Origin of the sequence: Octadecabacter sp. B2R22, assembly GCF_018861045.1 — a bacterium.
In the GTDB taxonomy this organism is placed as follows: Bacteria; Pseudomonadota; Alphaproteobacteria; order Rhodobacterales; family Rhodobacteraceae; genus Octadecabacter.
The window spans coordinates 127,811-140,960 of record NZ_JAHKQJ010000007.1 but is presented as its reverse complement, the minus strand read 5'-3'; the positions used below and the strand labels follow the sequence as shown (position 1 = coordinate 140,960).

13 protein-coding genes and 1 riboswitch are annotated in these 13,150 nt (G+C 55.9%); of the genes, 4 read left to right on the top strand and 9 right to left on the bottom strand.

The features are described 5' to 3' along the window. Position 1: 1 nt before the first annotated feature. From KO486_RS06115 to KO486_RS06105, 3 genes are all read right to left on the bottom strand, one after another. Positions 2 to 1,021 carry a YHYH protein gene (locus tag KO486_RS06115; protein WP_216036367.1) on the bottom strand — a complete coding sequence of 340 codons (1,020 nt, stop codon included), beginning with the start codon at positions 1,019 to 1,021 and terminating at the stop codon, positions 2 to 4. 83 nt (positions 1,022 to 1,104) lie between these two features. After that, on the bottom strand, positions 1,105 to 2,208 hold the full coding sequence (gene folE2, locus KO486_RS06110) for a GTP cyclohydrolase FolE2 (RefSeq protein ID WP_216036366.1): 1,104 nt from the start codon (positions 2,206 to 2,208) through the stop codon (positions 1,105 to 1,107). Positions 2,209 to 2,342: 134 nt separating this feature from the next. After that, positions 2,343 to 3,536 carry an aminotransferase class I/II-fold pyridoxal phosphate-dependent enzyme gene (locus tag KO486_RS06105; protein ID WP_216036365.1) on the bottom strand — a complete coding sequence of 398 codons (1,194 nt, stop codon included), beginning with the start codon at positions 3,534 to 3,536 and terminating at the stop codon, positions 2,343 to 2,345. Positions 3,537 to 3,586: 50 nt separating this feature from the next. After that, positions 3,587 to 3,664: riboswitch (SAM riboswitch) on the bottom strand. Between the two features lie 81 nt (positions 3,665 to 3,745). On the opposite strand from KO486_RS06105, the gene KO486_RS06100 reads away from it, so the two are divergent. Together KO486_RS06100 and KO486_RS06095 are read left to right on the top strand one after the other, a co-directional pair. After that, positions 3,746 to 4,444: a glutathione S-transferase N-terminal domain-containing protein gene (locus tag KO486_RS06100; RefSeq protein ID WP_216036364.1), complete on the top strand. Its 699-nt coding sequence runs from the start codon at positions 3,746 to 3,748 to the stop codon at positions 4,442 to 4,444. A gap of 53 nt (positions 4,445 to 4,497) precedes the next feature. Beyond that, on the top strand, positions 4,498 to 4,779 hold the full coding sequence (locus KO486_RS06095; protein WP_216036363.1) for a PilZ domain-containing protein: 282 nt from the start codon (positions 4,498 to 4,500) through the stop codon (positions 4,777 to 4,779). Here the strand turns inward: KO486_RS06095 and KO486_RS06090 are convergent. Genes KO486_RS06090 through ftsY form a run of 5 tightly spaced genes read right to left on the bottom strand, consistent with a single transcriptional unit; the run spans position 4,776 to position 9,506 of the window. Continuing rightward, on the bottom strand, positions 4,776 to 5,384 hold the full coding sequence (locus tag KO486_RS06090; RefSeq protein ID WP_216036362.1) for an inner membrane-spanning protein YciB: 609 nt from the start codon (positions 5,382 to 5,384) through the stop codon (positions 4,776 to 4,778). The genes KO486_RS06095 and KO486_RS06090 overlap by 4 nt on opposite strands. 9 nt (positions 5,385 to 5,393) lie before the next feature. Continuing rightward, positions 5,394 to 6,296, bottom strand: a complete 903-nt coding sequence (locus KO486_RS06085) for a DMT family transporter (RefSeq protein ID WP_216036361.1) — start codon at positions 6,294 to 6,296, stop codon at positions 5,394 to 5,396. A gap of 5 nt (positions 6,297 to 6,301) precedes the next feature. After that, positions 6,302 to 7,231 (bottom strand): hypothetical protein, encoded by a 930-nt coding sequence (locus KO486_RS06080; protein WP_216036360.1) that lies wholly within the window; start codon positions 7,229 to 7,231, stop codon positions 6,302 to 6,304. 2 nt (positions 7,232 to 7,233) lie between these two features. Then, positions 7,234 to 8,169 carry a hypothetical protein gene (locus KO486_RS06075; RefSeq protein ID WP_216036359.1) on the bottom strand — a complete coding sequence of 312 codons (936 nt, stop codon included), beginning with the start codon at positions 8,167 to 8,169 and terminating at the stop codon, positions 7,234 to 7,236. Continuing rightward, positions 8,166 to 9,506, bottom strand: a complete 1,341-nt coding sequence (ftsY, locus tag KO486_RS06070; protein ID WP_354667496.1) for a signal recognition particle-docking protein FtsY — start codon at positions 9,504 to 9,506, stop codon at positions 8,166 to 8,168. Before ftsY ends, KO486_RS06075 begins: the two co-directional genes overlap by 4 nt. Positions 9,507 to 10,055: 549 nt before the next feature. Here ftsY and KO486_RS06065 point away from each other — a divergent pair. Both KO486_RS06065 and KO486_RS06060 read left to right on the top strand, forming a co-directional pair. Beyond that, entirely contained in the window at positions 10,056 to 11,078 is a 1,023-nt protein-coding gene (locus tag KO486_RS06065) for an alkane 1-monooxygenase (protein WP_216036357.1), read from the top strand. 55 nt (positions 11,079 to 11,133) lie between these two features. Further along, a complete protein-coding gene (locus tag KO486_RS06060) occupies positions 11,134 to 11,526 on the top strand; it encodes a hypothetical protein (RefSeq protein WP_216036356.1) in 393 nt (130 codons plus the stop codon). Positions 11,527 to 11,533: 7 nt separating this feature from the next. Here KO486_RS06060 and xseA read toward each other — a convergent pair whose 3' ends face one another. Continuing rightward, the gene (xseA, locus tag KO486_RS06055) at positions 11,534 to 13,099 is read right to left on the bottom strand and encodes an exodeoxyribonuclease VII large subunit (protein ID WP_252734603.1); all 1,566 of its coding nucleotides are present in this window, start codon (positions 13,097 to 13,099) and stop codon (positions 11,534 to 11,536) included. Positions 13,100 to 13,150: the final 51 nt, after the last annotated feature.

Genomic DNA, 13,150 nt, shown 5'->3' with positions numbered 1-13,150 from the left:
CTTAGGGTCGAGGCGGGCGGCCGCTGTCTGTGGCGTCACACATCCCGTCAGCATCCGAGATGCTGCAGCCGGTCTCCGCAGCAAAGCAGCCGATGATCTGGTTATCCGCGGTAGGATTAACATGGTAGTGATATCCGAGCCCTTCGACTTCGTGACCACGGCATGCGTCCAGATCAGCGGCTTGCGTGCCGTCAAGATCCAAACGGTCATAGATGTCATGCCCATCCATAGCGACCCCAATTTGGGCCGCATGACCTTCAATTGCTGCATCTACACGCGCACCACAGCCTTCGGTAACACCGTGGTAATGGTACCCAGAGTAAGGGTTGATGTGCCCCGTGCAATCATCAAACGGCCCTAAAGTGTGGCCGCCCAAGATAAGATCCAGAGGTGCAGGCGCATCAAACTTCGCGCCGTTAAATGCCAACCCGATGCCTGAATTCGGACCTATCCGATCGCTAACCTCTGAGACTGCGACGGGGTCTAGTGGAATAAAATAGGTCTGAGTAACGGTGCGCCCGATAAAGGCAAGCCCACAATCAACGCAAATATTGGAGGGTTGATCAGTTTCGTTGTTTGGGTCACCTGCAACAATACAACCAATCTCGTTCGCACGAACGTAAACGTCGCCCGTTTCCGGATCAAACATCTGCCATTCTTCATCGTCGTAAATCTCGGACAGGTTGGCGATAAACGCACCGTCGACGTCACGAACTTCACCGTCTACGAACCACTTGCCACCCTCTTCTGCCGTATCCGTTATCGACGTCGGGCAATACGGACCCGTGATATGGTCCGACGGAGCAGCGACCACAGTGATTTTCATACAATGGGTTTCTTCACCGCCAGACAACGTGCAATCGGCGATACTTGGAACCCCTACGATTGTCGCCGCTTGGTAAAGTTCAACGAGCGTTTCAAATCGTTCGGTCTGCGCTTGGGTTTGCCCTGTTGCTGCGGTTGCGACTGACAGCGCGAAAACGAAAGAGATGGGTTTAAGGCTTCGTTTCAAAAAATTCATGATGTCCGTCCTAGATGGCTTGGCACCCGTACCATTACATCACGGGTTAGATCATTCCACAGGCTATTAAGATATCGGCGGACTTACCCCACATGAAACAGCGTTGCGAACAGGCGCGGGTCGAGGCTTTCGGCGTCAAACGTTGTGCCTTCGGTCAAAACGGACACCGCGTCATGGCTGTGTAGGCTTTCTTGGTGGCTCGCGATCACGCGATAATCGAGAACCCGTGCGTCCGCATGCAACCCTTCCGCAAACAGGCGTGCTGCGTCTTCGACAAAAATCGGGTTGGCGGCGTTGAGTTCTGCAAAGGCCTGTTCGTCTTCGCGTTTCACCATGACTTGGGTTTCCGTCGGAACGGCGATGCGGCACAGATCTATCAGGTCTTCGAACCATAGGATTTCTCCGTCTGGAGCCATTTCCACTGAAATCCGAGCCACGGAGCGTTGCGAATGCGGCGTCGCGAGTTGTCCACGGAACTGGCGGGCATGTTCGGATAACTCAAGCGAACAGGGGCATGTGCTCGAATAGACGTAGTCCAGATGAACGATTTTTTTGCGTTTTCCGGCGGTTTCGATCAGCTCAAGTGCGATGTCGTAGTATTGATACCCAGCCAGCCCTGAACGCAGCGAATTCACCTTCATCGGAAAGGACATGCGCATCATAATACGGGCGTCAAAGCTTTCGAGGTCCGTCTTATACGCATCCAGCGCGGCGTCGATGACTTCGAAACTGAACGTTTCTTCGGCGTGTTTGTAGAAGGTCCGCATGATGCGGGACATGTTGATGCCCTTCTTTTCCGCCTCAAGGCTCACCGTGCCTGTGACGGAGGTTTCCACAGCCAGATCAGCGCCATCGCGGGTGTGAAACCGAATTGGCAGGCGGAAGTTGGAAATACCGACGTGCTGGATCGCCCGTTTGGCGCCTTTGATCAGGCTGCTTGGGCCGTTTTGCAGGTCAGGCATCGTCGCGCGATAAATTTCATCGGCTTCGAATTCTTCGGGATAGGCGCGTGCAAGGGCTGGGTAATTGCTCACCTCACGCCCGGGCACAAGCCGTGACACCAACGGATCAAGGGCTGCGATTTCCTCATCACTGACCGTTGACGCCCAATGGCGAAGCCGCTCGAGCGCCTCTGCGGCGTCGTCATGAGTCAATTCGGTGTCAAAAGACTTTGTGTGTTCCGTCATGCCGGTCCCTTCAGGGCTCGCCCTTAGAACCTCTAAGATGGGTCGTTTTGGGGAATTGTCCACTGATACGGCTCCTGAAACTGATCGCGCAGCGAAGGATGACTGTAAATCGATGGAAACGCCAGACGGCTGTTTCAGATCGCGTCTAGCGCAGCCAACAGATCGTCGATCAGATCATCTGCGTCTTCCAACCCTGCCGACAAGCGCACCAGTCCCCCGCTAATGCCCAACATGTCCTTCTGGTCCTGAGGCAACCGCTGGTGGGTCGTGGTGGCCGGATGGGTGACGATAGACTTGGCATCCGCGAAGTTGTTGGAGATCGTGAACAATTCCAACGCATTGAGGAATTTGAAACAGGCCTCTTTACCGCCCTTCACCTCAAGCGCCATTACAGTGCCGCCTGTTTCAGCCTGCGCGCGTGCAAGTTCATGTTGCGGGTGCGCTGCGTGGGTCGGATAGCGGACAGCGTTAAGTTTGGGGTGGCCGTCCAGCGCCTCGGTGATCGCGAGTGTTGTGGCGGACTGCTGATTGACCCGCAGATCAATGGTTTCCAGCCCTTTGAGATGGGTCCAAGCGGTGAACGGGTTCATCGCGCCGCCTGTGTGTTTCATGTAGGTTTCAATGGGGCCGCGGATCAAGTCCTTGTTGCCCGCAATCAAACCGCCCAACAAACGCCCCTGCCCGTCAGTGTGCTTGGTTGTCGAGACAACAGCTAGATCGACACCGCATTCGGCAGCATACGAATAGATCGGCGTGGCCATGGCATCGTCTACCACGACCAAGGCACCAACAGCGTGGGCAGCCTTGCAGACATGTCCAAGATCAACAACTTCAAGCGTCGGGTTCGAGATGCTTTCCAGGAACACCAATGTTGTGTCCGACCGGATCGCAGCGTCCCAAGCGGCAGTGTCGGTGCCATCAACCAATGTGATTTCAACGCCAAACCGCGCAAGGATGTCTTCCAAAACATAAAGGCACGACCCGAACAAGGCGCGCGACGAAACAACGTGGTCGCCAGCCTTAAGCAATGCCGTTAACGCACCGGATACGGCGGCCATGCCTGATGTGCAGGCAAATGCATCTTCATACCCAAGAAGGTCGGCCATGCGGTCTTCGAACATCCGCACAGTCGGGTTGCCGTAACGGGCGTAGATGAATTCATCCTCGCCAAGGGCCTCAAAGCGCGCTTCGGCGGCTTCGGCGGACGGGTAAACAAACCCCTGCGTTAGAAAGATCGCTTCACTGACTTCGCCGTAGCTGCTGCGGCGCGTGCCCGCGTGCACGGCCCGTGTGCGTTTCTTCCAAGTCTTCTTTTTCTCTGTGCCCATTTGAATTGCCCTCCTACGGCAAACAAAAACCCTGACACCGGTAAAGGTATCAGGGCTGACCCTGTTCCTCTTTAGCGGCATGTTTAAAGTGGCCCGCAATCCGGTAACAAATCGCCACTGATGGGGGGATACGCCTGCGACAACCTGTCGTCAACTGCCTTGCGCCCAATCGTGGAACAGGCATTGTGCGAAGAAAAGGAGCCTATGCGATGATTGATCTTTATTTTTGGCCAACCCCCAATGGATGGAAAACCACCATCGCCCTCGAAGAGATGGGCCTGCCCTACCGCGTCAACCTGATCGACATCGGCGCGGGTGATCAATTCAAGCCGGACTTTTTAGAAATTGCGCCGAACAACCGGATGCCCGCGATCACGGATCCCGATGGGCCAGATGGCGAACCGATCTCGATTTTTGAAAGCGGCGCCATCCTGCAATATCTGGCCCGTAAGACTGGTCAATTCGGCGGCCCAACTGAACGTGACCGTATCGCGGTGGATCAATGGTTAATGTGGCAGATGGGTGGGCTTGGACCCATGGCAGGCCAAGCGCATCATTTCTTGAAATACGCCCCCAACATGACGCCGCCCAATGATATTCCTTATGCCAAAGACAGGTATCGCAATGAAACGGCTCGGCTGTACGGGGTTCTGGATCGCCAGTTGGCCAAACACGAATTTGTGGCCGGTGATTTCTATTCAATCGCGGATATGTCGATTTGGGGGTGGGCCTCTCTTTGGGAAGGCCAACAGCAAACACTTGATGACAAACCGCATATGAAACGGTGGTTGGAAACTGTCTCAGCGCGCCCTGCAGTGATTGCGGGCCGTGCCGTTGCCGCTGAAAAGCGTGGGGATTACAAACCAGACAAAGCGGCCCAAGACGTTCTTTTCAAACCGCGCGACTAACCAAATCTTCACGAATTGACGCGACCATAGATCTGTAAGTTCAGGAGTGGCCAATGTCAGAACGTGATAAAAGATACCCAACCAAGTATCCCGTTGTGCTGCGCAAAGGGCCTGACATGTTTGCGGCCACGCTGTGCAATGTCAGCCATGGGGGCGGCTGTGTTCTTGGCGCACCTTCGGTAAAAAAGGGCGATACTTTCGTTCTTGATTACGGATCGGGCCAAACACGCGCGACGGCAATGTGGACCATGGCCCGCATGACAGGCCTGAAATTTGAAAGTCGGTTGTCTCGTGATGGTCTCAACACGATTCGTGTGTTGACGGCGCCGGCTTAGGTTTCTTCCGCTTCGGGTTCGATCACGTATTTCTGAAGCGTCACAATCTGCGCCCAGAGGTACAGGAACAAGGCCAGCGGAAAGCCGAATGTTTCGATCTTTACCCATGCATCGGTGGACATTGTCCGCCAGACGATTTCATTCGCAATGGCCAACACAGCAAAGCCAATCGCCAAACGCTTGGTCAAAATCATCCAACCTTCGTCTTCCATGGGCAGCACTTCACCCATCACATATTTCAACAGGCTTTTGCCACGCATCAAGCCCACACCAAGGATCACAGCGAACAACCCGTTGACGATGCTGGTCTTCATTTTGAAGAACCTTTCGTCATTAAACCACGCTGTTAGGGCGCCAAAAAAGATCACCATAAAGGCGGTAAACACCTGAATTCGGCTGAGTTTTCCAGTCAGGAACCACAGGATGCCCATCGCGGCCAAAAGGATCGGCACAAAGATGATCGTTGCGGCGATGAACCCAGAATACTCGGTTCCGCCGTATGTATAAACTTCATCCTTGATCCGCAGATACAGCAGGAAGAACACAATCGTCGGCCCAAGTTCGAGGACTTGTTTCAACACGGGGTTTATCTTTTTCTCACTCATGCGAACCACTTAACCCCCAATTTGCACCATTACAGCCCCCAAAGCGATGAAACCCATCAAGATAAGGCGACGTGGCCCAACGGTTTCACCCAAAATGAACCAACCGATCAAGGCCGCGAAGACCGTTGAGGTTTCCCTTAGCACCGCCGCTTCGCCAACGCCGCCCAGACGGGTCGCGAGCATCACACCGCCAAAACTGATCCAAGCGATCACCGCGCCGGCCATTCCGCGACGGATCAAAGACCCCATTCCACCCGGCGCGCCCGTGCGGCGATATCGAAAGGCGGCCAGCACAGGGAAATCCAGCGCCGTCAGAAAGAAGAACCAAGCCAAAAATGTAAACGGATCAGGGCTTTGTCGAATACCATAGGCATCCCAAACGGTGTAGACCGCAACCAGAATCCCGCCCGCGAAGGCCCAAAGCAAGCCGATCTTTAGCCCACGTAGATCGACCTGTTCGGCGGACATATTGCGCAGTGCTAGCATCATCATTGCAGCGGACAATAGCACCACACCGGCCCATTGCAGCGGCGCGAAATGCTCATGAAACAATAAGCTCGCGCCGACGACCGTCACCAGTGGCCCCGTGCCACGGATCACCGGATAGACGACCGTATAGGCCGCCCGTTCATAGGCCAGCGCGACCGTCATTTTGTAAGCAAAGTGAACCACCATCGCACCAAGCAACATCACGAAGGTTGGGCCATTCGGCCAAGGCACCAAGAACAAGGCGACCGGCGCGGAAATGACAATCAACGAGGCATCAATCGACCCCCGCATCAGCCACGGATCATGGCGTCCTTTTTGCAGCGCACCGAACACAGCGTGCGCGAGTGCCGACATCAATGCCAACGCCGTCGCCCATGCCGCCCCGGCAGGCGTTCCGGATAGGTTGATAATCCAATCAGACACTTAGCTTAGTCGGCATTCTGAGCATCAGGGCTCCAGTCGGCGGACACAGTCAGCCCATGAAACAGAATTTCCATTTGGTTCCCTGACGCACTGCCGTTTTCATCCATAATGTCAGTCGCCATCGTCGCCATCGACATCACGACTTGCATCAAACCCAAGCCGGCCACTGAGTCCACCGACACCTCAAGGGTACCAACCGGTTTGGGCAGATCACTGGCAAAGGCTGTCAATTCCGCACGAGACGCATCATCAATGACACCATCCGGTAAAGACGAAATGGTCTCAAAAGCCGCATCGAATTGCGCCTGAGGATCACCGCGCATTTCCACCGAGACACCAAACCCGAACGGGTTTTCATGGGTTCCGTCTAACGTCAGGGTCATCAACCCTGCCTTGAACGCCGCTGACCCCATGGACACTTGCATCATTGACGAGGACGATAAAAAGACGCGCTCGAACACACCCGAAACAGCCAAACTGTCGCCTGCATCATTTTCCATCACGGCACGTTCAACGACGATCATTCCTGCTTCGGGAATTTGGCGCAACGTCACTTCTAAGTCGACAGGTGGGCGAGGCGTTTCATCGCTCCCTTGGATGTCATCCGGGCGCACATCAAATACGCGCACCTCAAGGGCAAGGGGCGGTATGCCACCGTTTGTCCAACGAATGCTTTCATCCATACGCCATTCGATTGACCTGAAGTTCAGGTTATCCATCGCGTCGGTCACCGTAAATTCACACCACCCTTGCGGCGTCGTTCGAATGGTCCGGATTGCATCTAGAATGGCCGCGTTTTTTGTCTCGTTCTCGAATGGCATAAGATCAACGGCCCGTTGCACGCCGTCCTGACAGTCACTGCGCGACATCCTGTCAAACGCCGCTGCAGGCACTGCGGTCAAGCCAATAAGAGCGGCTGGAACAAGATGTCTCATGATCAATCTCCCGTTGGGGTCCAAGTCACAAACAGATCCACGCCCTCTAGTCCGAGGTCGATAATCTGTTCTGGTGTTGGTTCCCCCCCCAGCAAGGCGAATGGCGCCATGCGTGCGGCGCCGATTGGTGGGTCCGCATCCAATTGGAACCGCAAGGCCCCACGCGGTTCAGGCAGCTCATTAATAAACTCGACCAGAGCCTGTTCACTGGCATCGGGCAAGACCGTATCGGGGAATTCAGAAAGGAAATCAGCAGCTTGGGTCTTGAGAAGAGCGACCTGCGCTTCCGGCGGCGGGCCATCGCTTTCCAACACTTCCATGCCAAGCGGAAGCGCAACATATGCCTCGAACCAACCGGAAAAATCACTGGTGATCAAAAGATCACTGAGCCCCATCGAACCGAAGCTCGTCTGAATCGTTTGGGCATCGGTCAGATCGACGTTATCGATACGTGCCGAGGCCTCGATCCGGTTGCCCGCTGAGATATCGACATACAAATCCTCGATCATGAGGCTATTTTGCACGCCGTCCCAGCGCACCGAAAACCCGAAACCGGACTCAGCGGTACTCGCGAGCAGCCCGATGAGATAATCCATGACCGGGTCACCGGTCTGCGCAACAACAGCGCCCCCCTTGCCAATCACTTCGATCGAACGCGGTGGCAGCCCGTCCTCAATCAACCGCTCAATACCGCCAGCGCGCCACCGTAAGGTATCAAGGCGATAGCTTTGTCGTGGGTCGGTGATCAAAGTCAGATCATGGACGACACACCAGCCCTCTTCATCTGCCTCTGCCGCACCGCGATCGCCGCCTTCGGGTCGGCCAAGCAATGTTTCAACGGCCTGAGCCGACAAAACGCATTCTTCGGAAGACATGCGTTCTTGGGCATAGGTCGGCGTGCTCAGTGCAAGTAGCCCCACCAGAAAATACTGTTTCATCGGTCAAGTCCTGTCAAAGCGGCGGCAAATTCTTCGGGATCAAACGGGGCAAGGTCGTCAATCTGTTCGCCCACTCCGATCGCATGGATCGGCAGGCCGAACTTATCAGCCAAGGCCACCAAAACGCCGCCCTTTGCGGTCCCGTCCAGTTTTGTCATCACAAGGCCGCTGACGTCGGCCAGCTCTTGGAACGTTTTCACTTGGCTCAACGCATTCTGACCCGTGGTCGCATCAAGCACGAGCAATGTGTTGTGGGGGGCATCGGGGTCTTTTTTGCGGATCACGCGTACGATCTTTGACAGCTCTTCCATCAGGTCAGCGCGGTTTTGCAATCGCCCGGCCGTATCAATCATCAACAGATCAGCACCGTCTTGGGCGGCTTGTTCCATCGCATCATAGGCCAAGGACGCGGGGTCGCTGCCTTCGGGCGCTGTAAGAACCGGAACGCCTGCGCGTTCACCCCACACCTGCAATTGTTCAACCGCGGCTGCGCGGAATGTGTCACCGGCCGCAATGACAACCTTTTTGCCTGCTGCCTGAAACTGGCTGGCGAGCTTGCCGATTGTCGTCGTCTTCCCTGACCCGTTCACCCCGACGACCAAAACCACCTGCGGCTTGGTCGGATATAGCGGCATAGGGCGCGCTACTGGTTCCATGATGCGGGCAACTTCTGACGCCAATAGCTCTTTGATTTCTTGTGTTGAGAGTTTTTTCCCGAAGCGTCCTTCGGCCATATTCGCGGTGACACGCAGCGCGGTATCAACACCCATGTCAGCGGTAATCAAAAGCTCTTCGAGCTGTTCCAACATGTCATCATCAAGTTCGCGTCGCAGGACGGTTTTCTTTTCACCACGGCCCAGAAGGCGCCCAATAAGGCCTGGTTTGGCAGCGGCCTCTTGGGCCTTTCGGTCTTCTTCAAGTTTGGCATTTTCTGCCTCGCGGGCGTCTGCCGCTTTGCGCGCGTCTTCCGCTTGTCGCGCGGCTTCGGCGACGCGGGCTTCTTCGGCCTCTCGGGCTTCGTCTGCCAAACGTGCCTCTTTGGCCAGCTTGGCTTCTGCGGCCTGTTGAGCCTCTTCGGCGCGGCGCGCTTCTTCAGCAGCCTGCGCGTCCTGCGCTCGTTTCGCTTCGAGGGCTACTCGTTCAGCTTCAGCGACGCGCTCAGCGGCCTGACGTTCCGCCTCAGCAGCGGCAGCTTGGGCTTCGGCCTTGGCAGCGGCTTCGCTTTCGGCCGCCAACTGTTCTGCACGGCGAGCTTGTTCGTCTCGGGCATTTTGGGCTTCAGCTTCGGCCTTGGCGGCTGCTGCGGCACTTTCGGCGGCCAATCGGTCTTGTTCGATCTGTGCCTCACGGGCGGCATCGGCTTCGCGTTTCAGCTCTTCTTGCTTTGCTTCTTCTGCGCGGCGGGCTTCCTCCGCGTCGGCCTGCGCTTGCAGTGCTGCTTGCTCCTCAGCAGCGGCTTGCGCTTCTGCCGCTGCCGCCTCAGCTTCGGCAACCGCCTTTGCCTCAGCTTCGGCCGCTGCAGTTGCTTCGGCTTCGGCACGTTCTACCGCATCGTCATCAACGCTCTCTAAATCGACCTCGACGCTCTCTTCGACGCCTCCATCACTGACAATGGCATCCAATCCATCCTCAATTCTGGATGAAGATTTGAACAATCGATCTTTGAGCTTTTTAAAAAACGCCATTCAGGGCTCCGCTAAAGGTTTTGTAATACCTAATGGCCTAATAAGGCGGGTGAAACCCACGGCGCACAATTATTCTACTTCTTGCACGGTTGTCAGGCCCTTCCACCGTACAAAAACCGCAATCGATAGGTTAACAAATAGTTACCGAAAGGTTAACGCCTAGGTCACCCTTCATCTCGGATTAGTATTTTGCGAAACCCAATGCCGATTTTCACCGCAGTAACCCTCACCGCGCCAGTCTTGGTCGCGGCCGGTGCGGTTTTGGGCGGCGTTTGGGCTTTGGCGGGGTTGCTTTGGATGACCGCCTTAACCGCTTTTTTGGATCGCTTGATCACCGCGACCTTGCCGGCCGTCGAAGGGGATGAATTTCCCGCGGCGGATTACCTCTCGCTTACGCTCGCTGTCGTGCATTTTGCACTTTGGATCTTGATCGTTGCGGCATTGTCAGGTTCGACAGGACTTGTCCTTTGGGAAAAACTTGCGGTTTTCCAAGGTGCGGCCCTGTTTATGGGGCAAGTAAGCAATTCAAATGCACATGAATTAATCCACAGACCGGGGCGTTGGCTGCGCCGTGCAGGTCGCTGGATCTACATCTCGATCCTTTTTGGCCATCATTTATCCGCCCATACGTTGGTGCATCACGTCCATGTGGGCACCCTGTCCGATCCAAACACCGCGCGTTTGGGCGAAGGGTTTTACCGTTTTTTTCCGCGTGCTTTGTTTGGCAGCTTCAAAGAAGGTTTACGCGCTGAAAACAAACGCTTCCCTCGGCTAGGGCGTCCTGCGTACCGCCACCCCTACGTCGCATATATTGGCGGTGCGATTGGCTTTTTGGTTTTGGCGGCGCTTATTGGTGGGCTCAATGGCGTGATCGCGGCGTTCCTTCTTGCAACTTTTTCACAGACACAGTTGATGCTTTCAGATTACGTGCAGCACTACGGTCTGTCGCGGCGCATTATGCCAAACGGCAAGCCCGAGCCGGTGAATTCACGCCATTCTTGGAACGCCCCACAGCCAATGTCATCGGCTCTGATGCTGAATGCGCCACGCCATTCCGATCACCACGCCAATCCGGTGCGCCCTTATCCAACCCTGAGGCTGGATGAAAACATGCCGATGCTGCCACGGTCTTTACCTGTGATGGCCACGCTTGCGCTTTTCCCACGCTATTGGCGTCGCGTCATGGACCCGCGCGCCAAAGAATGGCAGTCCCCCGCCAGCTAAACAGCATACGATAGTTTAACTAGTAAGCGTGTAAATGCTCTGGCACAGTTGCTCCATGAAATACGTATTAATCCTATCGCTACTCGCAGCCCCTGCCCTTGCGGAAACTCCAATGTCAGGCGACGAATTCGAATCCATGGTCGAAGGGAAAACTCTGACGTTCTCTGCAGAAACGGCGCCCTTTGGAACAGAATACTACGCCCCAAACCGGCGCGTAATCTGGTCGTTCGTCGGCGGTGAATGCGTCGCCGGAGAATGGTACGAAGACCCCCGCGAGACAGGGCCAAGCATCTGCTTTGTATATGAAAACGATGAAACCCCGAAATGCTGGTTCGTCTATGACGTAGACGGAAAAATTCGCGCGGATTTTGTGAACGCGCCCGGAACGACCGTACTTTATGAGGCCGTTGAAGCAGAACCCTTGGTCTGTGGCGGCGTGGGGGCGTGATATTCCGCTAAAAGAGCGATCCTTGATCAGATGGATCAGGTTTCTTCTTTGCAGGTTTGGCTTTTGGCGGAGTTGCCTGTCCTACGCTTCCACCGGCAACCATCGTCCCATCGGCGAATTCAATCTCAAGTGATTTGGCATTCGTCGCTTTTTTGGTTGTCGTGACGACCTCGCCGTCTCCGCGCACAACCGCGTAACCCCGTTTGAGCGTTTCGCGATACCCCAGCGTCTCATGCATCCGGTCCAATGCGCGCAACCGGCTATGGTTGCGTTCTGTTTGGGTTGATGCGGCAGTGGTCAAACGCTGCACGACCGCCGAAAGCTCTTTGGTGGACCGGTTTGAAACCGACAAAAGCACGTCAGGTCGCAACCGGCGCGTCTGTTGATCCAAATCCCGTTTGGCTTGAGAGCTCGTGCGCCCCAAGGCCGGAGCCATTCGTGCGTCCCAGCCCGAAAGCCGTTCGCGATGGCGCTGCATTTGCGCGTTCAGCACCGAGGGTCGCAAAAGGCCAGACGCCTCACCCAAACGCAAACGCCCGTCTTTGATGCGCCCAATCAGAACGGAATCCAATTTTTCAGACCAGTAGTCGAACCGTTGGCGGGCATCCTCGACCAATTGTTGCGGCTTGGGCATGACACGCGCCAGATCAGCGACCCGTTGTTTGCGCCGCGTGACCCCATCGCCCACAGAACGCGACGCCCGTGCGCCCAGTTGATCCACTCCCGCCATGAGCTCAAGGCGAACGGGCACGGCCATTTCAGCAGCGGCACTTGGCGTCGGCGCGCGCCTGTCGGACACGTAGTCAATCAAGGTCGTATCGGTTTCGTGCCCCACGGCAGAAATCAACGGGATCTCGCTGGCAGCAGCCGCGCGGGCCACGATCTCTTCGTTGAAGCCCCAAAGGTCCTCGATGGACCCACCACCACGCGCGACAATGATCAAATCGGGCCGCGGCAAAGCCCCGCCCTTGGACATTGCGTTGAACCCAGCAATCGCACGCGCCACTTGCGGGGCGCATTCTTTGCCTTGAACGGCAACCGGCCAAACCAGAACCTTGCGCGGGAACCGGTCCCGCAAGCGATGCAGGATATCGCGAATAACAGCCCCCTGCGGCGACGTGATGACGCCAATAATCTCGGGGAGGAACGGAATCTCTGTTTTGCGGTCCGAGGCGAAAAGCCCCTCGGCTTCCAGTGCTTTTTTGCGTTTGTCGAGCATCGCCATCAACGCTCCGACCCCAGCCACCTGCACTTGCAGCACATTCAATGAATATTGGGACTTGAACCCGGAGGCGGTCATGCGACCCGACACAACGACTTCCATCCCCTCTTCCGGACGCACATCAAGGCCAGACATCTGGCCTTTCCACGTCATGCAGGACAGCACATTACGATCATCTTTGAGGTCAAAATACATGTGGCCAGACCGTGCCAAAACTACGCGCCCTACCTCACCTTTGACGCGGACATGGCCGAATTCGCCTTCAATCGTGCGTTTGACCGCGCCTGACAATTCACTGACTGTAAACTCGGGTGTGTTGCCTGCGGTTTCGGGTTCGTCGATCAAGTCCAAGGGCGGCCTCTTGTGCTGGGGGTGCTGGCACCATAGAACGCGCCAAACCAG

Excerpts from the sequence above, each read along its gene's own strand:
- KO486_RS06095 (WP_216036363.1), top strand. The coding sequence starts at position 4,498 with ATGTCAGAACGTGATAAAAGATACCCAACCAAGTATCCCGTTGTGCTG.
- KO486_RS06090 (WP_216036362.1), bottom strand. The coding sequence starts at position 5,384 with ATGAGTGAGAAAAAGATAAACCCCGTGTTGAAACAAGTCCTCGAACTT.
- KO486_RS06075 (WP_216036359.1), bottom strand. The coding sequence starts at position 8,169 with ATGAAACAGTATTTTCTGGTGGGGCTACTTGCACTGAGCACGCCGACC.
- KO486_RS06105 (WP_216036365.1), bottom strand. The coding sequence starts at position 3,536 with ATGGGCACAGAGAAAAAGAAGACTTGGAAGAAACGCACACGGGCCGTG.
- KO486_RS06080 (WP_216036360.1), bottom strand. The coding sequence starts at position 7,231 with ATGAGACATCTTGTTCCAGCCGCTCTTATTGGCTTGACCGCAGTGCCT.
- KO486_RS06115 (WP_216036367.1), bottom strand. The coding sequence starts at position 1,021 with ATGAATTTTTTGAAACGAAGCCTTAAACCCATCTCTTTCGTTTTCGCG.
- folE2 (WP_216036366.1), bottom strand. The coding sequence starts at position 2,208 with ATGACGGAACACACAAAGTCTTTTGACACCGAATTGACTCATGACGAC.
- KO486_RS06060 (WP_216036356.1), top strand. The coding sequence starts at position 11,134 with ATGAAATACGTATTAATCCTATCGCTACTCGCAGCCCCTGCCCTTGCG.
- KO486_RS06065 (WP_216036357.1), top strand. The coding sequence starts at position 10,056 with ATGCCGATTTTCACCGCAGTAACCCTCACCGCGCCAGTCTTGGTCGCG.
- KO486_RS06100 (WP_216036364.1), top strand. The coding sequence starts at position 3,746 with ATGATTGATCTTTATTTTTGGCCAACCCCCAATGGATGGAAAACCACC.